Below are 20544 nucleotides of genomic sequence, written 5' to 3'. Positions count from 1 at the left end.
CTTGACCCCGATCAACTTTCGCTGCCCGCTTTTATGCTGATTGCGTGAGTGCTGACCTGTGATTATCAGAATACCATGACGCTGATCGACCTCGCCAACCCGACACGGTTCCTCGCGCTGACGGCGCGGGTGTTGCCGTGGCTTGCGGCCGCGACCGTCATCCTGCTCGCGATCGGCCTCTACCAATCCGCGCTAGCGCCCGACGACTACCAGCAGGGCGCGACCGTGAAGATCATGTTCATCCACGTGCCCAACGCCTGGCTGTCGATGTTCGTGTGGGGCGTGATGAGCATCGCCTCATTGGGCACGCTGGTGTGGCGGCATCCGCTCGCCGACGTCGCCGCGAAGGCGGCAGCTCCCATCGGCGCCGCCTTCACCTTCCTCGCGCTGCTGACCGGCTCGCTGTGGGGCCGGCCGATGTGGGGCACCTATTGGGAATGGGACGCCCGCCTGACCTCGGTGCTGATTCTGTTCCTGATGTATCTCGGCCTGATGGCGCTGTGGCGCGCGGTCGACGATCCCTCGCGCGCGGCGCGCGCTGCCGCGGTGCTGACGCTGGTCGGCGCGATCAACCTGCCCATCATCAAGTTCTCGGTCGACTGGTGGAACACGCTGCACCAGCCAGCCTCGGTGATGCGCATGGGCGGTTCGTCGCTCGACAAATCGTTCCTGATTCCGCTGCTGGTGATGGCGATCGCGTTCACCCTGCTGTTCGTCACGCTGCACCTGGCGGCGATGCGCAACGAGATCCTGCGCCGCCGTGTCCGCTCGCTGCAGATGATGCAGGCGAGCCGCATGGCGTTTTCGAGCGAAATGGGCGCCGGTTCGCGTCAAAACAACGCGTCAAACGAAGTCGGGGCCGCATGATCATGTCGCTCGGTCCCTATGCCTCCTTCATCGTGACGTCTTATGCCGCAGCCGCGCTCGTGGTCGCGATCCTGATCGGCTGGATCGCGACCGACTATCGCAGCCAGACCCGCCGCCTGCGCGACCTCGACCGCAGCGGCATCACCCGCCGCTCGGGGCGCAGCGCGATGGATCGGCCATGAGCGAGCAGTCGACTTCCGCGAACCCGCAGCGCCGCACCTTCCTGATGGTGCTGCCGCTGATCGCCTTCATCGGCCTGGCGCTGCTGTTTTGGTTCCGGCTCGGCAGCGGCGATCCTTCGCGGATTCCCTCCGCGCTGATCGGACGGCCGGCGCCGCAGACCGCGCTGCCGCCGCTCGAGGGATTGCAGGCCGACAACGTCCAGGTGCCGGGGCTCGATCCCGCCGCGTTCAAGGGCAAGGTCAGCCTTGTCAACGTCTGGGCCTCCTGGTGCGTACCCTGCCATGACGAGGCGCCGCTTCTGACCGAGCTGGGGAAAGACAAGCGCTTCCAGCTCGTCGGCATCAACTACAAGGACGCGGCCGACAACGCCCGCCGCTTCCTCGGCCGCTACGGCAACCCGTTCGGCCGCGTCGGCGTGGATGCCAACGGCCGCGCCTCGATCGAATGGGGCGTCTATGGCGTGCCGGAGACCTTTGTCGTCGGACGCGAGGGCACCATCGTCTACAAGCTGGTCGGCCCGATTACGCCGGACAATCTGCGGAGCGTGCTGCTGCCGCAGATGGAGAAGGCGCTGAAGTAGTTACTGTCATTCCGGGGCGGCTCGCAGAGCCGAACTATGGTGCGCACTTGCGCACCTGAGAATCTCGAGATTCCGGGTTCACGCTTCGCGTGCCCCGGAATGACATCAAACAGTCACCCCTTCCTCACATCCCCCGCATCCGCCTCGCTCGCTTCCAGCGAGACCGGCTCGAGGTGATAGCGCTTGGTCAGCGGCATCTGGGCGATGGCGAAGATCATCGTGATCGGCGTCACGCCGAACACCTTGAAGTTCACCCAGAAATCCGTGCTCTGGGTGCGCCAGACGATCTCGTTCAGCACCGCCATGCCGGCGAAGAACAGCGCCCAGCGCAGCGTCAGGATACGCCAGCCCTGCGGCGTCAGGTTGAACATCTGGTCGAACATCACGGCGATGAAGGAGCGGCCGAACAGCAGCCCGCCGCCGAGGATTGCGGCGAACAGGCCGTAGATGATGGTCGGCTTGACCTTGATGAAGGTCTCGTCGTGCAGCACCAGCGTCAGCGTGCCGAACACCAGCACGATCACGCCCGTCACGATCGCCATGATCGGGATATGGCGCGTCACCACATAGGAGGCGATCATCGCCGCCACGATCGCGACCATGAACGCGCCGGTCGCGGCGAACAGATTGAACTTCGCATTCACGAAGAAGAAGACGAGCAGCGGACCGAGTTCGGTCGCAAGCTTGAACAGCGGATGCGGCTGGGTCTTGTCCATTCCCTGACTTTCGTTGATGTCATCCCCCGCGAATGCGGGGGATCCAGTATTCCGTGGCACCTGTGATCGACAACCGGCGGCGCGGCGTACTGGATGCCCCGCCTGCGCGGGGCATGACGAAAGAAACCTATGACTCGATTCCGGCGATCGCACGGGCGAAATCGCGCGCGGTGAACGGCGCGAGATCGTCGACGCCCTCGCCGACGCCGATGAAATGCACCGGCAGTTTGAATTTCTCCGCGAGCGCCACCAGGATGCCGCCGCGCGCCGTGCCGTCGAGCTTGGTCATCACGAGGCCGGTGACGCCCGCCGTGCGATGGAAGGCCTCGACCTGCGACAGCGCGTTCTGGCCGACGGTGGCGTCGAGCACAAGCAGCACCGCATGCGGCGCAGTGTCGTCCACCTTGCGGATGACGCGCACGACCTTTTCGAGCTCGTTCATCAGCTCGGCCTTGTTCTGAAGCCGCCCGGCGGTGTCGATCAGGAGCACGTCGGTCTTCTGCTCCTTCGCCGCCGTCAGCGCGTTGAAGGCGAGGCTCGCCGAGTCGGAGCCTTGCGTGCCCGCGATGACCGGTGTTTTCGTACGCTCACCCCAGACCTTGAGCTGCTCAATCGCCGCTGCGCGAAAAGTGTCGCCGGCGGCCAGCATCACCTTGCGGCCTTCGGAGGCGAATTTTTGCGAGAGCTTGCCGATAGTGGTGGTCTTGCCGGAGCCATTGACGCCGACGACGAGGATGACGAACGGCTTCCTGGCCGCATCGATCTCGAGCGGCTTTGCCACCGGCGCCAGCACCTTCTCGACCTCGGTCGCAACGACGTCCTTGACCTCGTCCGCCGAGATCGCCTTGTCGTAGCGCCCGGTGCCGACGGCGTCGGCGATGCGCACCGCGACGGATGTGCCGAGATCGGCGCGCAGCAGCACGTCCTCGATGTCGTCGAGCATGGCGCGGTCGAGCTTGCGCTTGGTGACGAGGTCGGCGACCGCGGTCCCGAGCGAGGACGAGGTGCGCTTCAGCCCGTTGGACAGGCGGCGCCACCAGCTCAGCTTGGGGGGATCTGACGTGGTATCGTTCATGGTGCTCGTGCCGACGATTTGAAGTTCCTACTCTCTTGCCGCAAGTCCGGTTAGGAACTTCAAATCGAAGAGCGGCACGAGAAAATATTGTTGCCAGTGCGGCCCTGGATTTGGCATTCGCTTCACATTTCGCGGCAGCCGCTGAGCGAATGCCAAATCCACCGCACTGGTGTGTTAGCCGTTCCGGCTCCCAAACGAAAGTCTTGACCGAAAGTCCTGCCATTGCTCGATGTTCCCGAACTGACCGCCGACGAAATCCTGGGCCGCGTGCTCCATCGCGACGGATTGATGCTGGTCATCGACAAGCCGGCCGGTCTGCCGGTGCATCGCGGCCCCAAGGGCGGCGCCAATCTGGAGGCATCCTTCGACGCGCTCCGTTTCGGCCTGCCGCGGCCGCCGGTGCTGGCCCACCGGCTGGACAAGGACACCTCCGGTTGCCTCATCCTCGGCCGCCATCGCAAGGCGACCGCCTCGCTCGGCCTGCTGTTCAAGCACGGCAAGATCGGCAAGACCTACTGGACCGTGGTCGAAGGCGGGCCCGCCGAGGACGAAGGCACCATCGATATGCCGCTCGGCCGGCTCAATGCCGAGCGCGGCTGGTGGCAGAAGCCCGATCCCGAAGGCCAGAAGGCGATCACCAACTGGAAGGTGATGGGCCGGGGTGACGGTTTCACCTGGCTCGCCATGGAACCGGTGACGGGGCGGACCCATCAATTGCGGGTGCATTCGGCCGCGACCGGCTGGCCGATCTTCGGCGATAACATTTACGGCAACGGCCCGCGCTTCGGCGAGCCGAAGCTGCACCTGCACTCCCGCGAGATCGTAGTGCCGATCTCCCGGAACAAGGAGCCGGTCCGCGTGGTGGCCCCGGCCCCGCCGCACATGCACGAGAAGCTCAGGGCTTGCGGGTGGAACGGGGAGTAGCTGCCGTTCACCTCTCCCGCTAGCGCGAGAGGGAGCGCAGCGCCGCCGCGGCAGCACTTCGTTCTCCTCGGCCATGGTTTACGAAACGTTCAGGGCTCGCCTCTAATGATAGCGGTTGCTTAGAACAAGCTTCCGTCAATCCGCTCAGGACGAGCCGCGCGTCATGTCCAAGGCCGAGCTATCGATCATCGACGAGGTCGAATCCGCACTTCGGATTGGCTCGGCGGAAAAGGGCCTGGAGACGGCCCGCCGCGTCACCGACCTGTTCCTGTCCTCCGCCGGCAGTTTTGACGACGAGCAGATCGCGCTGTTCGACGAGGTGCTCGAGCGCCTGATCGGCACCATCGAGCTTCGCGCCATCGCCGACATGGGCGCACGCGTGGCGCTGGCCGAGATCAGCGCGCAGCTGGCGCCGATCGCACAGGCGCCGCCCTCCGTGATCCGCCGCCTCGCCAACAATGACGAGATCCGCATCGCCGGACCCGTGCTCCAGGAATCCGCGCGCCTCGACGACGGCGAGCTGGTGAAGATCGCATCGTCCAAGGGCGAACCGCATCTGCTCGCGGTCGCCGGGCGCTGGTGGCTGAAGGAGATCGTCACCGACGCGCTGCTGGCGCGCCGCTATCCCAGTGTCAGCCGGCGGCTTGCCGCCAATCCGGGCGCACGCGTCTCCGGAAACGGATTTGCCGTCATCGTCGGACAGGCGGAGGGTGATCCGGAGCTCGCCGTCAGCGTCGGCGTCCGCGTCGATCTGCCATCGGAGCTGCGCCGCCAATTGCTGCGCTCGGCGACGGACACGGTTCGCACCCGCCTGCTGTCGCGCGCGCCGCCGCATCTGTTCGAGGAAATCCAGGGCGCGATCGCCGCCGTTACCGCCGGCGTCACGCGCGAGATGTCCGGTGTCCGCGATTTCGAAGGCGCCAAGCGCGCCATCGCAGGTCTCAAGGCATCCGGCCAGCTCAACGAGGCGACGCTGTTCAGCTTTGCCAAGCAGCGGCGCTATGAAGAAACCGTCGCGGCGCTGGCGGTGTTGTCGCAATCCACCGTCGAGGTGATTCGCCCGTTGATGCAGAGCCTGCGCGAGGACGGCCTGCTGGTGCCGTGCAAGGCGGCGCAGCTCAGCTGGGAGACCACCGCCGCCGTGCTCGAAAGCCGCTTCGCCACCGGCGCGATGAAGCCGGCGGATCTTGCGAGAGCGCAGGGGCATTACGCACGAATGACGCCGGAGAACGCGCGGCGCACGCTGCGGTTCTGGCAGGTGCGGGCGTCGTAGCGGAGCGGGTTTGAGGCGCGCTGCGGGCCACGCCCTCCGCTGTCGTCCTGGCGAAAGCCAGGACCCATAACCACCGAATTCAATTTGGCGAAGACTGGTGGTTGGCAATCCCGTGCAACAACTTCTCCCTGGGGTAATGGGTCCTGGCTTTCGCCAGGACGACGACGGCAAATTACGTGGTCAACCGCTCACCATCGCTGCCGACGATCATCCGCGGCACCACGCTCCCCACGCGCGCGCCCGCGATCGCCACCGGCAGATAGTGCTCCGTGCGGCCCTGGCTCTCACTTTCGATCAGCACATCGCGCGTTGCGCCAATTTCGGCTTGCAGCCTCTGACGCAATGCTGCCTCTCCAGCCGCACGCAGCCGCCGCGCGCGTTCCTTGATCTCAGGCCCCGCAACCTGCGGCATCCGTGCGGCGGGCGTGCCGGGGCGCGGGGAATAGGGGAAGACGTGCAGGAAGGTCAGGCCGCATTCCTCGACCAGATCGAGCGAGCGGGAAAACATCGCCTCGGTCTCGGTCGGAAAGCCCGCGATGATGTCGGCGCCGAAGGCGACGTCCGGGCGCAGGCGCCGCACCTGGTCGCAGAAGGCGATCGCATCGCCCCGCAAATGCCGCCGCTTCATGCGCTTCAAGATCATGTCGTCGCCCGACTGCAGCGACAGATGCAGATGCGGCATCAGCCGCGCATCGTCGGCGATCGCGTCGAGCAGATCGTTGTCCGCCTCGATCGAATCGATCGAGGAGATGCGCAGGCGCTTCAGCTCCGGCACATGCCGCAGGATCTGCTTCGTCAGCATGCCGAGCTTCGGCGCACCCGGCAGGTCGGCGCCATAGCTGGTGAGGTCGACGCCGGTCAGCACGATCTCGGCATGGCCGCGCTCCGCCAGCGCCCGCACCTGCTCGACCACGGCGCCCATCGGCACCGAGCGCGAATTGCCGCGGCCGAACGGGATGATGCAGAAGGTGCAGCGATGGTCGCAGCCGTTCTGCACCTGCACGAACACGCGCGGCAGACCGCTTGCGAAGCCGTCGACGAGATGCGGCGCCATCTCCTTCACCGCCATGATGTCGCTGACGGCAATCTTCTCCCTGGCGCCGATGTCGAAGGCATCGCGCGCCTCGCGCCAGGCATCGCTGCGCATCTTGTCGTCATTGCCGACGACGCGATCGACCTCGGCCATATCGGCGAACATCCGGCTCTGCGTCTGTGCGGCGCAGCCGGTGACGACGATGCGCGCCCCCGGCCGCTCGCGCTTCAGCTTGCGGATCGACTGCCGCGCCTGAGCCACCGCCTCGTTGGTGACGGCGCAGCTGTTGATGACGATGGTGTCTACGAGCCCTGCGCCTTCGGCTTTGCTGCGGATCACCTCGGCCTCGAAGGCGTTGAGGCGGCAGCCGAAGGTGACGATCTCGACGGACATTATCCGGCCGGCGCGAACAGCGCCGGATCGAAATTGCCCTCATATTCGAAGGTCGCGGTGCCCGTCATCAGCACGTGGTCGTCGCGCTCGCGCCATTCGATGCCGAGCTTGCCGCCGGGCAGCGTGATCTCGACGTTGCGCTCGGCGCGCTTCAGGCGCGCCGCGGCGACGGCCGTCGCGCAAGCCGCCGAACCGCAGGCCCTGGTGAGACCGGCGCCGCGCTCCCAGGTGCGGATCGTGATGTGGTCGCGGTCGACGATATGGGCGAGCGTGATGTTGGCGCGCTCGGGGAAGATCGGATGGTTTTCCAGCAGCGGGCCAAAGCGCGCGAGGTCATAGGCGTTGACGTCGTCGACCCAGAAGATCGCGTGCGGGTTGCCCATGCTCACCACTGAGGGCGAATGCAGGATCGGATTGTCGATCGGCCCGATCTGCAATTCGATGTAGCGGGTGTCGCGAAACTCTTCCGCCAGCGGAATGTCCTGCCAGCCGAACTTGGGCACGCCCATGTCGACGGTATAGAGATCGGGCGCCGGGCCCTGCCAGGCATTGAGCAGGCCGGCGGCCGTCTCGAACGTCGCCGTGGCCTGCCCGGTCTTCTCGAAGATGCGCCGCACCACGCAGCGCATGCCGTTGCCGCAGGCGCCGGCTTCGGAGCCGTCATTGTTGTAGATGCTGATGAAGGCCTCGGTGCCGTCGAGCCGCGGCTTCTGAAGCACCATGAGCTGATCGTAGGGCACGCCGCCCTGCGCGGATGCCACCGCGCGGGCATCGTCCGGCGTCACCTTTGCCGTGGAATCGCGCATGTCGACAACGACGATCTCGTTGCCGATACCGTTCATCTTGGCAAATGCGTGGTTGGCCAGCGCGCTCATGAAATTTCCTGAATTTCGCCTGCCTTATATGGCGATCCTTGGCCGCTTGGCCAGTGATTTGCCGCCGGGCGCCAGGACGTTCGCCATGACGCATCTGTCATGGGACGAATTCGGCGCTCGCGTGTTAGAACGGCGCGGTTCGCGCGAACCGGGACGCGCGGCCAGGTTAAGGCCTTGGTGGGTAAGGTCTTGATGAATTAGGGCCTTGCTGGACCAAGGCCTTGGGGAGAATAAAATGAACACTTTTCGTCGTCTCGCTCTGGCCGCGCTGATCCCGGCAGCGGCCTTGTCGCTTGGGCTGTCCGGCGCTCTGGCGCAGAGCCCGGCGCCCGCTGCCTCGGCAAGCCCCTCGCCGGCCCCGTCGGCCTCGCCCGCCCCGGCTGCAAGTGCCTCGCCCGCCCCCGTGGCAACGCCCTCGCCTGCGGCGAGCGCCTCACCGGCTCCCGCAGCATCGCCCGCGCCCGCAGCCAGCACCTCGCCCAGCCCGACGGCCCCGGCTGTCGCCGCCACCCCCGCCCCGGTCCAGACCGCCGATCCCTTTGGCCTCGAGACCACGCTCGAGTCCAGGAAGGTCGTGATGGTCAAGGGCACTGCCAATTGGGACTCGGCCTTCGACACGCTGGTCGACGCCTTCAAGGCGCTGAACACGCTCCTGGACAAGCAGGGCATCAAGCACGCCGGCAATTCGATGATCGTCTATACCTCGACCGACGACACCGGCTTCACCTTCCTCGCCGAGATTCCGGTCGAGCAGGATCCCAAGAACCTGCCCAAGGACATGAGCGTCGGCAAATCGCCTGAAGGCAAGGCGCTGAAATTCGTCCATCGCGGCTCCTACGACAACATGGACAACACCTACGAGGCGATCACCAATCACCTCGACGACAAGAGACTGGAAGCCAAGGACACCTTTATCGAGGAGTACCTCACCGATCCCCTGAAGACGGCGGAGGACAAGCTCGTGATCAATGTTTTCGTGCCACTGAAGTGAGACCGATGAAAAAGCCTGCCGTACTCGCCGCCGTTTTCGCTGCCACGCTGCTGGCAACGCCCGTGCTCGCCGACGATTTTCCCTCCGCGATCTCGGTGAGCGGCGAGGCCACCGTTTCAGTGGCGCCCGATCTTGCGCAGATCGACGCGGGCGTCGCCAATGACGCCAAGACGGCGAAGGAAGCCTCCGACGCCAACAACGCCGCGATGGGCAAGGTGCTGCTGGCGTTGAAGGGGGCCGGGATCGCCGAGAAGGATTACCAGACCTCACGGCTGTCGCTGCAGCCGCAATACGGCCAGAACAAATCCACCGGCGCCTCGCCCGTGGTCGGCTTCCGCGCCTCCAATCGCGTCACCGTCAAGATTCGCGATGTGACCAAGATCGCCGGCATCATCGACACGCTGGTCAGCGCCGGCGCCAACGATATCGGCAACATCTCGTTCGAGGTGACGCAGGCGTCAAAACTGCTCGACGACGCCCGCGAGCAGGCGGTGGCGGATGCCCGCCGCAAGGCCGAGATCTACGCCAAGGCCACCGGCGTCACGCTGGGTGCACCGCTCAGCGTCTCCGAAGGCGGCGCGCCGGTGCCGTTGTTCAAGGCGCGAATGGCCACGGCACCGATGGCCGCACCCGCCGCCGTCGCACCGGGCGAGGAGACGCTGTCGGTGACGGTGAATGTGAGCTGGGCGATCAAGCAGGGGCAGTAGACGTAGCGCCGTAAGAGGCACACTGCTCGCTACAAATACAACTGTCGTCCCGGCGAAGGCCGGGACCCATACCGCGTGATCTTTCGGTAGGCGCAGGTCGCCGTACCGCGGGAAGACTGAAAACGACGAGTCTTCGTCAAACGTCTTGCTGTGGGTATGGGTCCCGGGCTCGCGACTTCGTCGCGCCCCGGGACGACGAGCTGTATGGGTGGCGACAGCGGAGCTAAATCTCCACCACCTGCCCCGGCTTCATCGCGACGAACCGCTGCTGCGGAATCTGCGCGGCATCCAGCGCCTCGACCAGCGCTTTCGCAGGTGCGTCGATCGCCTCGTCCGTCAGCTGGAAAGTGCCGTGATGATGCCCGAGCGCGTCCTGCGCGCCGCAATCGAGCAGCGCCTTCACGGCATCTTCCGGATTCATGTGCTGGTCGCGCATGAACCAGCGCGGCTCGTAGGCGCCGATCGGGAGGATCGCCAGGCGTAACGGCCCGTGCTTCTCCGCGACGCGGCGAAAATGTCTGCCATCGCCATAGCCGGAATCGCAGACGACGTAGATTTTCCCGGCCGGCGTCTCCAACACAAAACTCGCCCACAGCGCCTTGTTGCGATCGAACAGGCCGCGCGCTGTCCAGTGCCGGGTCGGAACCAGATGCACGGCGATGCCGCCGCCGAGCTCGACGCGGTCGTGCCAGTCGAACGCCTCGGCCTTGATCGACGAGTCGGTGCTGCGCATCGTCACGTCATTTCCGAGCGGCGTGACCACCCGCGGAGCAAAATTCTTGGCGAGCCGCGACAGCGTCGCGATGTCGAGATGATCGTAGTGCCCGTGCGAGACCAGCACGACGTCGATCTTCGGCAGCTTCTCGAAGGCGATGCCGGGATCGTTGTGCCGCTTCGGTCCGGCAAAGCCGACGGGCGACACCCGCGAGGACCAGACGGGATCGACGAGGATGTTGAGGCCGCCGGCCTGGATCAGCCAACTGGCGTGACCGACGAAGGAGAGTCGCGCCTTGCCGCCGTCGACGCGCTCCGGCGGGGTGTCGGCATGGGGGCTCGGAGCCCAATCCGGCCAGGCCGCCCGCTGCCGCTTGCCGCTGAACTGCCAGCGCAGCACCTCGCGAAGCGGTTTCGGCGGCGCGCCGTCGGGATCGAAGAAGTGCAGGCCGTTGAAATGGTCGGAGGCGGGACCGTCATAGGTCTTCATGCGGGACATCCAGAGGAGGGGACGCCGACCAGCGCACCGGCTCCGGCAAGCAGTCCGAAAAGGCGGCGGCGGGCGACCGGCACCGGCGGGATTCTAGGGATGGTCGGGACGGCAAGACATCACCGCCTATATGGGCGGGGCCGCTAGAAAAGGAACCCATCGCCAAAAGGGTCATAATTTCAGGGCCTTGCCCTACCAGGGGCGTTCCGGCGCCCTAACTTTCCTTGACTTTTGGGCGGGAGCGGCGTTTAACCCCGCCACTTTCTCGGAAAGGCTTTCTTTTCGACCCGCCGACTGGCCCTGGAGGCCAGAGGTCAACGCCCGACAGCGCTATGCGCCCTCGGGCGCAAAGGTGTTTGGAAGATCGCTTCCTGGCTTCAGGCCACGGACCGAGAACTGGTCATCCCCCGCGAAGGCGGGGCATGACAGAGGTGAATGCGGCAACCCTGCGCAAGCAGGACAAGGGACAACGGCATTGTTCGACAATCTGTCGGAACGGCTTGGCGGCATCCTCGATCGTCTGACGGGGCGCGGGGCGCTGACCGAAAAGGACGTCGACGCCGCGATGCGCGAGGTGCGCCGCGCGCTGCTGGAGGCCGACGTTGCGCTCGAAGTCGTGCGCAGCTTCACCGAACGCGTCCGCGAGCAGGCGATCGGCGCCACCGTCGTCAAGTCGGTGACCCCCGGCCAGATGGTGGTCAAGATCGTCCATGACGAGCTGATCAACACGCTCGGCGCCGAAGGCCAGACCATCGACATCAATTCCGTGCCGCCGGTGCCGATCATGATGGTCGGCCTGCAGGGCTCCGGTAAAACCACCACCACCGCGAAGCTCGCCCGCCGCATGGTCCAGCGCGACAGGCGCAAGGTGCTGATGGCCTCGCTCGACGTCTATCGCCCGGCGGCGATGGAGCAGCTGGCCGTGCTCGGCCGCGATCTCGACATTCCGACCCTGCCGATCGTGGCGGGACAGCAGCCGGCGCAGATCGCAAAGCGCGCGCTGGAAGCCGGCAAGCTCGGCGGCTACGACGTCGTGCTGCTCGACACCGCCGGCCGCACCACGCTCGACGAAGACATGATGGCGGAAGCCGCAGCCATCAAGGCTGCCGCGAATCCGCATGAAGTGCTGCTGGTCGCGGACTCGCTCACCGGCCAGGACGCCGTCAATCTTGCCCGCGCCTTCGACGAGCGCGTCGGCCTCACCGGCATCGTGCTGACCCGCGTGGACGGCGACGGCCGCGGCGGCGCCGCGCTGTCGATGCGTGCCGTCACCGGCAAGCCGATCAAGCTGATCGGCACCGGTGAAAAGACCGACGCGCTGGAGGACTTCCATCCCGACCGTATCGCCGGCCGCATCCTCGGCATGGGCGACGTGGTGTCGCTGGTCGAACGTGCCGCCGCCAACATCGACGCCGAAAAGGCCGCGCGCACCGCCGAGCGCATGCGCAAGGGTCAGTTCGACCTCAACGACATGCGCGAGCAGCTGTCGCAGATGGCCAATATGGGCGGCATCAGCGGCCTGATGGGCATGATGCCCGGCATCTCCAAGATGAAGAACCAGATCGCGGCCGCCGGGATCGACGACAAGATCTTGAAGCGCCAGGTCGCGATCATCGATTCCATGACGCGCGACGAGCGCCGTCATCCCGACCTGCTCAAGGCCAGCCGCAAGAAGCGCATCGCCGCAGGCAGCGGCCAGAGCGTCGAGCACGTCAACAAGCTGCTCAAGATGCACCGGAACATGGCCGACGTGATGAAGGCCATGGGCTCGGGCAAGCGCGGCCCGCTCGCCGGCATCGCCCAGGCGATGGGCTTTGGCGGCGGCATGAAGATGCCTTCGCCCGAAGAGATGAAGGCGATGCAGGAGAAGATGCAAAGCGGCGGCGGACAAGGCCTGCCGAATTTGCCGAAGGATTTGCCGCCCGGTCTTCGCACCGGCCTGCCGAACCTTCCTGGACTGACCGGGCTGAGCGGCAAGCCGACGCTGCCGGGCCTCGGCGGTTTCCCGGGCAAGAAGAAATGAGGAATTCGTCGCACGGGATCGCATCGGTCTCGCGCAACGCGGAATACCAATCAACCGAACAAACTGTGCTTTGAAGGAGAACTGAATGTCCGTCGTTATCCGCCTCGCCCGCGCAGGCACCAAGAAGCGTCCCGTCTATCACGTCGTCGTCGCCGACTCGCGCTTTCCGCGCGATGGCCGCTTCATCGAGCGTCTCGGCTACTTCAACCCGCTGCTGCCGAAGGACAACGAGGCGCGCCTCAAGCTCGACATGGAGAAGGTGAAGGCCTGGGTCGCCAAGGGCGCGCAGCCGTCGGACCGCGTGTCGCGTTTCCTCGACGCCGCCGGCGTCAAGAAGCGCGAAGCGCGCAACAACCCGCAGAAGGCCGTGCCGCGCAAGGAGCGCAAGGCGCAGGCCGAAGCTGCCGCGAAGGGTTAAGGCCAGACCATGTCGGCGCTGGTCTGCGTCGCGCGGATCGGCGCCGCGCATGGTGTGCGCGGTGCGGTCAAATTGTGGACCTTCACCGAAGATCCCTTCGCCATCAAGCGCTACGGTCCGCTTCTGTCCAAGGACGGCAAGCGCCAGTTCGAGGTCGCGCAAGCGCGTGAGGCGAAGGATCATCTGGTCGCGACGTTCAAGGGCGTCACGACCCGCGATGAGGCCGAGCGCCTCAACGGCATCGAGCTCTACGTCGCGCGCGAAAAGCTGCCCGCGACCGACGAGGACGAATATTACCACACCGACCTGATCGGGCTCGCCGCCGTCACCACGGACGGCGAGCCGCTCGGCCGCGTGCTCGCGATCCATAATTTCGGCGCCGGCGACATCATCGAGATCGCGCCGCCGAAGGGCGCGTCCCTGCTGCTGCCGTTCTCCAACGCGGTGGTGCCGGAGGTCGATGTCGCCGGCGGCCGCGTCGTGGTCGCCCTGCCGCAGGAGATCGCGGGCGATGAGGCTGAAGAGCGCTAACCGCGCTCAGACTGTCTGGCGGCCCTGCTGCTCGAGCCAGTCGCAGAACACCGCGCGATGCGGATCGTCGTCGCGCCCTTCGGGAAAGTAAGCAAAATAGCTGCGGGCCGGCAGGCTGATGTTCGGAAACGGCGTCACCAGACGGCCGGCCGCGAGATCGTCGGCGATCAGTGCCGTCGGTCCCATGGCGACGCCGAGGCCGTCGAGCGCCGCCTGAAGCGTCAGATAGAAATGATCGAAGGTCAGCGACGCCGCGCCCTCCAGCGCGGACTCGCCTGCATCGGTCAGCCAGTCGCGCCACAGCCGCGGCATCGAGGTGACGTGCAGCAGCGTATGCCGGCTGAGATCCGCAACCTCGGTCAGCGGCAGCTTCGCGAGCAGAGCGGGACTGCACACCGGCAGCCGCTGCTCCGACAACAGGAAGCGCGACGCAAAGCCGTGAAAGGTGTCGGGGCCGCCGCGGATCACCACGTCGAACAGCTCGGGCAAGGCATCCACGGGATCGTTCGACGTCGACAGCCGCACCTCGATATCGGGATGCTCGGCACGAAACCTTGTCATGCGCGGCAACAGCCAGCGCAGGCTGAATGTCGCTAGCGCGTTGACGCGCAGCACCGCGGCCGGCGCCTCGCCGCGACGCTTGCGATGCTGCTGCACGGCGGCCGAGACCCGATCGAGCGCGGGCGCGAACTCCGCGAGCAGCGCGGCGCCAGCCGGCGTCAGCACCACCCGCCGCACCGATCGCCGGAACAGCGCCGGCGGCCCGAGCCAGGTCTCGAGCAGGCGGATCTGCTGGCTGACCGCGCCATGGGTCACGCCAAGCTCGCCGGCCGCCTCCTTGAAGCTGCCAAGCCGGGCCGCCGCCTCGAAGGCACGGACAGCGTTCAGGGGCGGCAGGCTGCGGCGAGGAACGAACATGGCCATACAATAGAATTTCTAGCGCATGATCCGATTATTACTGGTTTGTGACGGATTCTTGAAGGCCGCATAGTGGAGGCCAAAGCACTTACATAGCTTCGTCTTTCGACTGCTTTTGGTTTGAGATCGTGGCAATTCTCCCCTCAGGTTTTCTATCGCAATCGCAAACGGCCCCTCCCGGCGAGGAGACGCTGAGCAAGCCGCGCCGCACCCTGGCGGCGACCGGCATCAACCACGCCCTGCACGATGGCTACACCGACCTGATCTATGTGCTGCTGCCGGTCTGGCAGGCCGAATTCGCGCTCAGCTACGGGCTACTGGCGGTGATGCGCGGGCTCTATTCCGGCGCTATGGCCGGGCTGCAAATCCCGGTCGGCCGCCTCGCCGAGCGGATCGACGGCAAGATCCTGCTCGCGCTCGGCACGCTGCTCGCCGCGCTCGGCTATGTCCTGGCCGGACTGTCCGGCGGCGTCATGGGACTGGGCCTTGCGCTCCTCATATCCGGCGCGGGTTCGAGCACGCAGCATCCGCTCGCCTCGGCCGCAGTGTCGCGCGCCTATGGCAAGGCGGCGCGCGGACCGCTCGGCATCTATAATTTCAGCGGCGATCTCGGCAAGGCGGCACTCCCGGCCCTGACCGCGGTGCTGCTGGTGATCATGTCGTGGCGGCACGCGCTGCTTCTGGTCGCACTGATGGGCTTAGTCGTTGCGCTCTGCCTCGCGGTGCTGATGCCGGCTGTCGGCAAGGGGTTTGCGCACAAATCAGCGGTCACGACGCAAGGCACGCATGCCGGCCGCGGCGGCTTCTCCTGGCTGCTCGCGATCGGGATTCTCGACAGTGCGGTGCGGATGGGCTTCCTCACCTTCCTGCCGTTCCTGCTGCGCGACAAGGGCGCCTCGCTGCCGACGAGCGGCTTTGCGCTGGCGATGGTCTTCATCGGCGGCGCCGCCGGCAAATTCACCTGCGGCTGGCTCGGCGAACGCGTCGGCACGATCCGCACCGTGCTTCTCACCGAGGGCGGCACCGCCGCGCTGATCCTCGCGGTGCTCGCATTGCCGCTGATCCCGGCGATCATCGTGCTGCCGCTGCTCGGCGTGATGCTCAACGGCACGTCCTCGGTTCTCTACGGCACGGTCCCCGAGCTCACATCGCCCCATCGCACCGAGCGCGCCTTCGCGCTGTTCTACACCGGCACGATCGGATCGGGCGCCATCGCACCGGTGCTCTACGGCCTGCTCGGCGACGCCGTCGGTCCGACGCTGGCAACCGCGGCGACGGCCGTCACGGCGCTTGCGATCTGCCCGCTCGCGCTGGTGCTGGCATCGCATCTGCCGAATGACCGGCGAGCCTGAGGAATCCGAGGCCTCGACCTGTCGGCCGCAATGCCCTAACCAGCGGCGATGACGACTTCCTCACCCTGGCGCGCGACGGTGCTGACGCTGTTTCCGGAGATGTTTCCGGGACCGCTCGGCGTGAGCCTGGCCGGCCGCGCGCTGGCCTCCGGGCTCTGGCAGCTCGAGGCACGGGACATCCGGGCCTCGGCGACCGACCGCCATCGCAGCGTCGACGACACCCCGGCCGGCGGCGGCCCGGGCATGGTGCTGCGGGCGGATGTTCTGGCGGCCGCCATCGACGCGGCGGAGATCGGCCAAGGTTCTTCAAAGGAGCGGCCTCGCCTGCTGATGAGCCCGCGGGGTCGGCCATTGACCCAGGCTCGCGTCGTGGAGCTCGCCCGGGGCCCCGGCCCCCTGATCGTCTGCGGGCGGTTCGAGGGGATCGACCAGCGGGTGATCGACGGGCGGGGCCTGGAGGAGGTCTCGATCGGCGATTACGTGCTCTCCGGGGGCGAAATCGCGGCTCTGGCGCTGATTGACGCCTGCGTCCGGCTGTTGCCGGGCGTGATGGGCAAGGAAGCCTCGGGAACCGAGGAAAGCTTCTCCGACGGCCTGCTCGAATACCCCCAATATACCCGCCCGCAGCTGTTCGAAGGGGTTCCGATCCCCGAGATCCTGACCTCCGGCGACCACGCCAAGGTCGCGGCCTGGCGGCGGGCCGAAGCCGAGGCCCTGACGGCGGCCCGGCGGCCCGATTTATGGGCCCAGATCCCGGTCAAGGCTCCGAATCGGGCCGGTCGCCAAAAAACGCCAAAAAACAAGACAGACGGGTGACAAACGCTCCGGCTTGCCTTATAGCAGCGGCCAAATCCGCAATGGCTGGATAGACGAATTTTGCGCAGCCCCCGTTTGAAAAGGCTGGGCGCGCCGATGGAGATTTACCCATGAACCTGATCAAGCAGCTCGAACAAGAGCAATTCGACAAGCTGTCCGCCGGCAAGGACATTCCGGAATTCGGTCCCGGCGACACCGTGATCGTCAACGTGAAGGTCGTCGAAGGCGACCGCACTCGCGTGCAGGCCTATGAAGGCGTCTGCATCGGCCGTTCCGGCGGTGGCCTCAACGAGAGCTTCACCGTGCGCAAGATTTCGTACGGCGAGGGCGTCGAGCGCGTGTTCCCGGTGATGTCGCCGATGATCGACTCGATCAAGGTCGTGCGCCGCGGCAAGGTGCGTCGCGCCAAGCTCTATTACCTCCGCAACCTTCGCGGCAAGTCGGCCCGCATCGTCGAGAAGCAGGACCGCCAGGCTGCCGTCGGCGAGTAAGCTCCGCCCACCAGGCAAGTTTCGAAGAGCGCGGGGCCGAACGCCCCGCGCTTTTTTGTTGCGTCAGCCGTGCGCGTCAAAGCCCTCGCGCTTCCAAATCTCCCTGCTATATATTCTTGGAATGTTTCCAGATCTGACCAGTCTCGCCCCCGTCAAGCACATCGTCATCGACGATCGCTCGCGGCTGCCTGGCCGGTTCTTCGGACGCTTCGCGACCTCGGCAACCTCAGAGCTTACGCGCGCAGCCTAAAAGCTGCGCCGACGATTTTGTTGCCCGCGCGCCATCCGCGCATATCCGCTGACACAACATTCCCGGAGCTCAAGCTCATGTCCAAGCCGACCACCCTGTACGACAAGATCTGGAACGACCATCTGGTGCACGAAGCCGACGACGGCACCTGCCTGCTCTATATCGACCGCCATCTGGTGCACGAGGTGACCTCGCCGCAGGCGTTCGAAGGCCTGCGCGCGACCGGGCGCAAGGTTCACGCGCCGGAAAAGACACTCGCCGTCGTCGACCACAACGTGCCGACCACCGACCGCACCAAGCCGAATCCGGATCCGGAGAGCATCGAGCAGATCAAGGCGCTGGCCGACAATGCCAGGGAATTCGGCATCGAATATTACAACGAGTTCGACAAGCGCCAGGGCATCGTCCACGTCATCGGCCCCGAGCAGGGCTTCACCCTGCCCGGCACCACCATCGTCTGCGGTGACAGCCACACCTCGACGCATGGCGCGTTCGGCGCGCTCGCGCACGGCATCGGCACCTCCGAGGTCGAGCACGTGCTGGCGACGCAGACGCTGATCCAGAAGAAGGCCAAGAACATGCGCGTCACCGTCGACGGCAAATTGCCTGACGGCGTGACCGGCAAGGACATCATCCTCGCCATCATCGGCGAGATCGGCACCGCGGGCGGCACCGGCTACGTGCTGGAATACGCCGGCGAGGCGATCCGCGCGCTCAGCATGGAAGGCCGCATGACGGTCTGCAACATGTCGATCGAAGGCGGCGCCCGCGCCGGCCTCGTCGCGCCCGACCAGAAAGCCTACGACTTCCTGCGTGACCGCCCCAAGGCGCCGAAGGGCGCGGCCTGGGACGCGGCGATGCGCTATTGGGAGAAGCTGCGCTCCGACGACGGCGCGCATTTCGACCACGAGCTGCGCCTCGACGCTGCAAAGCTGCCGCCGATCGTGACCTGGGGCACCTCGCCGGAGGACGTCATCTCGGTGACCGGCATCGTCCCCGACCCCGACAAGATCGCGGACGAGGCCAAGCGTCTCTCCAAGCACCGCGCCTTGAAGTACATGGGCCTGACGGCGGGGACGAAGATCACCGACATCAAGCTCGATCGCGTCTTCATCGGCTCCTGCACCAACGGCCGCATCGAGGATCTGCGCGCCGCCGCCAAGATCGCGGAAGGCAAGCAGGTCTCCGCCAGCGTCAACGCCATGGTGGTGCCGGGCTCCGGCATCGTGAAGGAGCAGGCCGAGGCCGAGGGTCTGGACAAGATCTTCATCAAGGCCGGCTTCGAATGGCGCGAGCCGGGCTGCTCGATGTGCCTTGCCATGAACCCGGACAAGCTGAAGCCGGAAGAGCGCTGCGCCTCGACCTCGAACCGCAATTTCGAGGGCCGCCAGGGCTTCAAGGGCCGCACGCATCTGGTGTCGCCGGCGATGGCGGCGGCAGCTGCGATCGCGGGTCACTTCGTCGACGTCAGGGAGTGGCGCTAAGCCGCTCCCCGCAATTTGAGCTAAAGCGGCAAACCGCCGTTAATCGCCAGCGCCGACACTGCGTCCTCGCGACGACTTCGCGAGGACACGCCTGATGGCCAACAAGCCTGAATATGTCGATCTGATCAGCGAGGCGACCCGCCAGCACCGGCGGCGCGCGACACCCTTGCGCATCGTCGCCAAGCCGGAGGTCGAGGAGACCTCAAAGCTCAGCCGCTGGCCGCCGGCGATGTTCAAGCAGTGGAAGCTCGAGAACCTGATGCGGTGGAAAGCTTCGTCGTGGAAGCTGAAGGATTGGCTCTGAATCAAAGAGCGCCACTATCCGCAGTCATTCCGGGGCGCCCATAGGGCGAACCCGGAATCTCGAGATTCCGGGTCTGGCGCTGACGCGCCATCCCGGAATGACGGCGCTAACTCACATCACCAATAGCGGTACGGATAGTGCCAGCGATGCCAATGGTGCCAGCGGCAGATGCGGCGCGGGCCGTAATAGGTCCAGATGATCCGGCAGCGGCGCGGATAGTGGTAGTAGGGATAGTAGCCGCCGTAATAATAGCGCCGGTGGAAGTGGCGATAGCCGTAGTGCGGGCGATAGATTCCGTAGCGATGATAGCCGCCATAGTGGTGGATTCCGCCGTAGCGAATGCCGCCGCCGTGAAAGGCCGGCGCGGCACGGAAGCCGCCGCCATGGAAGCCGCCAAAATGTCCTCCGCCACCGCGGAAGCCACCGCCGCTGCCGTGAAAATGTCCGCCACCACCATGTCCCCCGCCGCCGTGGCGAACCTGCGTAACGAGGTCGTCGCTTGCGGCCTTCGCTGCCGGCAACGCCGCCGGATTGATTGGAGTCATCGCCTCGGCGCGGCGCGCCGTCCCGGCCGACAGCATCAGCGTGGCAACGGCCGCCAGCCCGAGCAAGCGTATCGAGCCTGTCCCAACACCCAGAATCCTCAGCATCGAATTCTCCTGAACCTGGACAGCGGCATTGCGGCGCAGCGCCTCGCGCCACCGCTGCTCATTTGGCTGTTCATTCGCGGTCGCTCCCAAGATTAAATTAGGGACAGCGACGTGAACGCGTCATGAATGAACGATGTTGCGGGCAACGCGCCGCGGCGCAGTGCCGCGATGGGAGGAATTCTTGCAATGACTGTCTACGCGATCGCGCAATTGAAGATGACGGACCGCGCGGCCTATGACCGCTACCAGGCGCGGTTCTTCGATGTGTTCAGGAAGTACAGCGGGCGGCTTCTCGCGGCCGACGAACAGCCCCGCGTGCTCGAAGGCACCTGGCCCTATGACAAACTTGTCATGATGTCGTTTCCCGACGAAGCCGCGTTTGTTGCCTTCTCCAACTCAGCCGACTACGAGGACATCTCGCGCGATCGCAAGGCGGGCGCGCAGGCGACCGTGCTGCTGGTGAAGGGATTTGCGCCTGCCGGCTAG

Annotated in this window: 23 protein-coding genes; 16 read left to right on the top strand and 7 right to left on the bottom strand. The window is 65.9% G+C overall.

Annotated elements, in window-relative coordinates:
- The first annotated feature begins 75 nt into the window (after nucleotides 1-75).
- From AB5K84_RS01965 to AB5K84_RS01955, 3 genes are read left to right on the top strand one after another with little or no spacing between them, the layout of a single operon-like run.
- A complete protein-coding gene (locus AB5K84_RS01965; protein ID WP_011083300.1) occupies nucleotides 76-867 on the top strand; it encodes a heme ABC transporter permease in 792 nt (263 codons plus the stop codon).
- Complete coding sequence (gene ccmD, locus AB5K84_RS01960; protein ID WP_011083301.1) at nucleotides 864-1049, top strand: heme exporter protein CcmD; 186 nt, start codon at nucleotides 864-866, stop codon at nucleotides 1047-1049. Before AB5K84_RS01965 ends, ccmD begins: the two co-directional genes overlap by 4 nt.
- Nucleotides 1046-1630, top strand: a complete 585-nt coding sequence (locus tag AB5K84_RS01955; protein ID WP_011083302.1) for a DsbE family thiol:disulfide interchange protein — start codon at nucleotides 1046-1048, stop codon at nucleotides 1628-1630. Before ccmD ends, AB5K84_RS01955 begins: the two co-directional genes overlap by 4 nt.
- 113 nt (nucleotides 1631-1743) lie before the next feature.
- On the opposite strand, the gene AB5K84_RS01950 is transcribed toward AB5K84_RS01955, so the two are convergent.
- Together AB5K84_RS01950 and ftsY are read right to left on the bottom strand one after the other, a co-directional pair.
- Nucleotides 1744-2346: a septation protein A gene (locus AB5K84_RS01950; RefSeq protein ID WP_011083303.1), complete on the bottom strand. Its 603-nt coding sequence runs from the start codon at nucleotides 2344-2346 to the stop codon at nucleotides 1744-1746.
- A gap of 127 nt (nucleotides 2347-2473) precedes the next feature.
- A complete protein-coding gene (gene ftsY / locus AB5K84_RS01945) occupies nucleotides 2474-3421 on the bottom strand; it encodes a signal recognition particle-docking protein FtsY (protein WP_011083304.1) in 948 nt (315 codons plus the stop codon).
- 222 nt (nucleotides 3422-3643) lie between these two features.
- Between ftsY and AB5K84_RS01940 the strand changes: the two genes are divergently transcribed.
- Nucleotides 3644-4345, top strand: a complete 702-nt coding sequence (locus AB5K84_RS01940) for an RluA family pseudouridine synthase (RefSeq protein WP_028174878.1) — start codon at nucleotides 3644-3646, stop codon at nucleotides 4343-4345.
- Nucleotides 4346-4508: 163 nt separating this feature from the next.
- Nucleotides 4509-5618 carry a DUF2336 domain-containing protein gene (locus AB5K84_RS01935; RefSeq protein ID WP_011083306.1) on the top strand — a complete coding sequence of 370 codons (1110 nt, stop codon included), beginning with the start codon at nucleotides 4509-4511 and terminating at the stop codon, nucleotides 5616-5618.
- Between the two features lie 172 nt (nucleotides 5619-5790).
- On the opposite strand, the gene mtaB is transcribed toward AB5K84_RS01935, so the two are convergent.
- Nucleotides 5791-7044, bottom strand: a complete 1254-nt coding sequence (gene mtaB / locus AB5K84_RS01930) for a tRNA (N(6)-L-threonylcarbamoyladenosine(37)-C(2))-methylthiotransferase MtaB (RefSeq protein ID WP_011083307.1) — start codon at nucleotides 7042-7044, stop codon at nucleotides 5791-5793.
- Nucleotides 7044-7919, bottom strand: a complete 876-nt coding sequence (dapF, locus tag AB5K84_RS01925; RefSeq protein ID WP_011083308.1) for a diaminopimelate epimerase — start codon at nucleotides 7917-7919, stop codon at nucleotides 7044-7046. Before dapF ends, mtaB begins: the two co-directional genes overlap by 1 nt.
- 235 nt (nucleotides 7920-8154) lie before the next feature.
- On the opposite strand from dapF, the gene AB5K84_RS01920 reads away from it, so the two are divergent.
- Both AB5K84_RS01920 and AB5K84_RS01915 read left to right on the top strand, forming a co-directional pair.
- Nucleotides 8155-8910, top strand: a complete 756-nt coding sequence (locus AB5K84_RS01920) for a GyrI-like domain-containing protein (RefSeq protein ID WP_011083309.1) — start codon at nucleotides 8155-8157, stop codon at nucleotides 8908-8910.
- Nucleotides 8911-8915: 5 nt separating this feature from the next.
- Nucleotides 8916-9617 (top strand): SIMPL domain-containing protein, encoded by a 702-nt coding sequence (locus AB5K84_RS01915; RefSeq protein WP_038965070.1) that lies wholly within the window; start codon nucleotides 8916-8918, stop codon nucleotides 9615-9617.
- Nucleotides 9618-9840: 223 nt separating this feature from the next.
- Here AB5K84_RS01915 and AB5K84_RS01910 read toward each other — a convergent pair whose 3' ends face one another.
- Nucleotides 9841-10821 carry an MBL fold metallo-hydrolase gene (locus tag AB5K84_RS01910; RefSeq protein ID WP_038965071.1) on the bottom strand — a complete coding sequence of 327 codons (981 nt, stop codon included), beginning with the start codon at nucleotides 10819-10821 and terminating at the stop codon, nucleotides 9841-9843.
- A 475-nt stretch (nucleotides 10822-11296) separates the two neighbouring features.
- Between AB5K84_RS01910 and ffh the strand changes: the two genes are divergently transcribed.
- The 3 genes from ffh to rimM all read left to right on the top strand — a co-directional run bounded on the left by ffh (nucleotide 11297) and on the right by rimM (nucleotide 13793).
- Nucleotides 11297-12844 (top strand): signal recognition particle protein, encoded by a 1548-nt coding sequence (gene ffh, locus AB5K84_RS01905; protein ID WP_038965072.1) that lies wholly within the window; start codon nucleotides 11297-11299, stop codon nucleotides 12842-12844.
- An 85-nt stretch (nucleotides 12845-12929) separates the two neighbouring features.
- The gene (gene rpsP, locus AB5K84_RS01900) at nucleotides 12930-13262 is read left to right on the top strand and encodes a 30S ribosomal protein S16 (protein WP_011083313.1); all 333 of its coding nucleotides are present in this window, start codon (nucleotides 12930-12932) and stop codon (nucleotides 13260-13262) included.
- Between the two features lie 9 nt (nucleotides 13263-13271).
- Nucleotides 13272-13793: a ribosome maturation factor RimM gene (gene rimM / locus AB5K84_RS01895; RefSeq protein WP_011083314.1), complete on the top strand. Its 522-nt coding sequence runs from the start codon at nucleotides 13272-13274 to the stop codon at nucleotides 13791-13793.
- A gap of 6 nt (nucleotides 13794-13799) precedes the next feature.
- On the opposite strand, the gene AB5K84_RS01890 is transcribed toward rimM, so the two are convergent.
- Nucleotides 13800-14711 carry a LysR substrate-binding domain-containing protein gene (locus tag AB5K84_RS01890; protein ID WP_038965078.1) on the bottom strand — a complete coding sequence of 304 codons (912 nt, stop codon included), beginning with the start codon at nucleotides 14709-14711 and terminating at the stop codon, nucleotides 13800-13802.
- A gap of 128 nt (nucleotides 14712-14839) precedes the next feature.
- Here AB5K84_RS01890 and AB5K84_RS01885 point away from each other — a divergent pair, with 128 nt between their 5' ends.
- The 5 genes from AB5K84_RS01885 (at nucleotide 14840) to AB5K84_RS01865 (ending at nucleotide 19408) form a co-directional block, all read left to right on the top strand.
- Complete coding sequence (locus tag AB5K84_RS01885; protein WP_011083316.1) at nucleotides 14840-16063, top strand: MFS transporter; 1224 nt, start codon at nucleotides 14840-14842, stop codon at nucleotides 16061-16063.
- A 48-nt stretch (nucleotides 16064-16111) separates the two neighbouring features.
- Nucleotides 16112-16879, top strand: a complete 768-nt coding sequence (trmD, locus tag AB5K84_RS01880; protein ID WP_011083317.1) for a tRNA (guanosine(37)-N1)-methyltransferase TrmD — start codon at nucleotides 16112-16114, stop codon at nucleotides 16877-16879.
- Between the two features lie 110 nt (nucleotides 16880-16989).
- The gene (rplS, locus tag AB5K84_RS01875) at nucleotides 16990-17370 is read left to right on the top strand and encodes a 50S ribosomal protein L19 (protein ID WP_011083318.1); all 381 of its coding nucleotides are present in this window, start codon (nucleotides 16990-16992) and stop codon (nucleotides 17368-17370) included.
- A gap of 327 nt (nucleotides 17371-17697) precedes the next feature.
- A complete protein-coding gene (leuC, locus tag AB5K84_RS01870; protein ID WP_011083319.1) occupies nucleotides 17698-19104 on the top strand; it encodes a 3-isopropylmalate dehydratase large subunit in 1407 nt (468 codons plus the stop codon).
- Nucleotides 19105-19198: 94 nt separating this feature from the next.
- A complete protein-coding gene (locus AB5K84_RS01865) occupies nucleotides 19199-19408 on the top strand; it encodes a hypothetical protein (RefSeq protein ID WP_028174890.1) in 210 nt (69 codons plus the stop codon).
- 116 nt (nucleotides 19409-19524) lie between these two features.
- Here the strand turns inward: AB5K84_RS01865 and AB5K84_RS01860 are convergent, their stop codons facing one another.
- Nucleotides 19525-20058, bottom strand: coding sequence for a hypothetical protein (locus AB5K84_RS01860; RefSeq protein WP_011083320.1), 534 nt, complete (start codon nucleotides 20056-20058; stop codon nucleotides 19525-19527).
- Between the two features lie 186 nt (nucleotides 20059-20244).
- On the opposite strand from AB5K84_RS01860, the gene AB5K84_RS01855 reads away from it, so the two are divergent.
- The gene (locus AB5K84_RS01855) at nucleotides 20245-20544 is read left to right on the top strand and encodes a DUF1330 domain-containing protein (protein WP_038965080.1); all 300 of its coding nucleotides are present in this window, start codon (nucleotides 20245-20247) and stop codon (nucleotides 20542-20544) included.

Source organism: Bradyrhizobium sp. 1200_D9_N1_1 (assembly GCF_052075915.1).
GTDB lineage: Bacteria > Pseudomonadota > Alphaproteobacteria > Rhizobiales > Xanthobacteraceae > Bradyrhizobium > Bradyrhizobium diazoefficiens.
Note: the sequence above shows the minus strand (reverse complement) of the source record. Positions and strands in the feature narration are given on the sequence as shown.

Excerpts from the sequence above, each read along its gene's own strand:
- AB5K84_RS01965 (WP_011083300.1), top strand. The coding sequence starts at position 76 with ATGACGCTGATCGACCTCGCCAACCCGACACGGTTCCTCGCGCTGACG.
- ccmD (WP_011083301.1), top strand. The coding sequence starts at position 864 with ATGATCATGTCGCTCGGTCCCTATGCCTCCTTCATCGTGACGTCTTAT.
- AB5K84_RS01955 (WP_011083302.1), top strand. The coding sequence starts at position 1,046 with ATGAGCGAGCAGTCGACTTCCGCGAACCCGCAGCGCCGCACCTTCCTG.
- AB5K84_RS01950 (WP_011083303.1), bottom strand. The coding sequence starts at position 2,346 with ATGGACAAGACCCAGCCGCATCCGCTGTTCAAGCTTGCGACCGAACTC.
- ftsY (WP_011083304.1), bottom strand. The coding sequence starts at position 3,421 with ATGAACGATACCACGTCAGATCCCCCCAAGCTGAGCTGGTGGCGCCGC.
- AB5K84_RS01935 (WP_011083306.1), top strand. The coding sequence starts at position 4,509 with ATGTCCAAGGCCGAGCTATCGATCATCGACGAGGTCGAATCCGCACTT.
- mtaB (WP_011083307.1), bottom strand. The coding sequence starts at position 7,044 with ATGTCCGTCGAGATCGTCACCTTCGGCTGCCGCCTCAACGCCTTCGAG.
- dapF (WP_011083308.1), bottom strand. The coding sequence starts at position 7,919 with ATGAGCGCGCTGGCCAACCACGCATTTGCCAAGATGAACGGTATCGGC.
- AB5K84_RS01920 (WP_011083309.1), top strand. The coding sequence starts at position 8,155 with ATGAACACTTTTCGTCGTCTCGCTCTGGCCGCGCTGATCCCGGCAGCG.
- AB5K84_RS01915 (WP_038965070.1), top strand. The coding sequence starts at position 8,916 with ATGAAAAAGCCTGCCGTACTCGCCGCCGTTTTCGCTGCCACGCTGCTG.
- AB5K84_RS01910 (WP_038965071.1), bottom strand. The coding sequence starts at position 10,821 with ATGAAGACCTATGACGGTCCCGCCTCCGACCATTTCAACGGCCTGCAC.
- rpsP (WP_011083313.1), top strand. The coding sequence starts at position 12,930 with ATGTCCGTCGTTATCCGCCTCGCCCGCGCAGGCACCAAGAAGCGTCCC.
- rimM (WP_011083314.1), top strand. The coding sequence starts at position 13,272 with ATGTCGGCGCTGGTCTGCGTCGCGCGGATCGGCGCCGCGCATGGTGTG.
- AB5K84_RS01890 (WP_038965078.1), bottom strand. The coding sequence starts at position 14,711 with ATGTTCGTTCCTCGCCGCAGCCTGCCGCCCCTGAACGCTGTCCGTGCC.
- trmD (WP_011083317.1), top strand. The coding sequence starts at position 16,112 with ATGACGACTTCCTCACCCTGGCGCGCGACGGTGCTGACGCTGTTTCCG.
- rplS (WP_011083318.1), top strand. The coding sequence starts at position 16,990 with ATGAACCTGATCAAGCAGCTCGAACAAGAGCAATTCGACAAGCTGTCC.
- leuC (WP_011083319.1), top strand. The coding sequence starts at position 17,698 with ATGTCCAAGCCGACCACCCTGTACGACAAGATCTGGAACGACCATCTG.
- AB5K84_RS01865 (WP_028174890.1), top strand. The coding sequence starts at position 19,199 with ATGGCCAACAAGCCTGAATATGTCGATCTGATCAGCGAGGCGACCCGC.
- AB5K84_RS01860 (WP_011083320.1), bottom strand. The coding sequence starts at position 20,058 with ATGCTGAGGATTCTGGGTGTTGGGACAGGCTCGATACGCTTGCTCGGG.
- AB5K84_RS01855 (WP_038965080.1), top strand. The coding sequence starts at position 20,245 with ATGACTGTCTACGCGATCGCGCAATTGAAGATGACGGACCGCGCGGCC.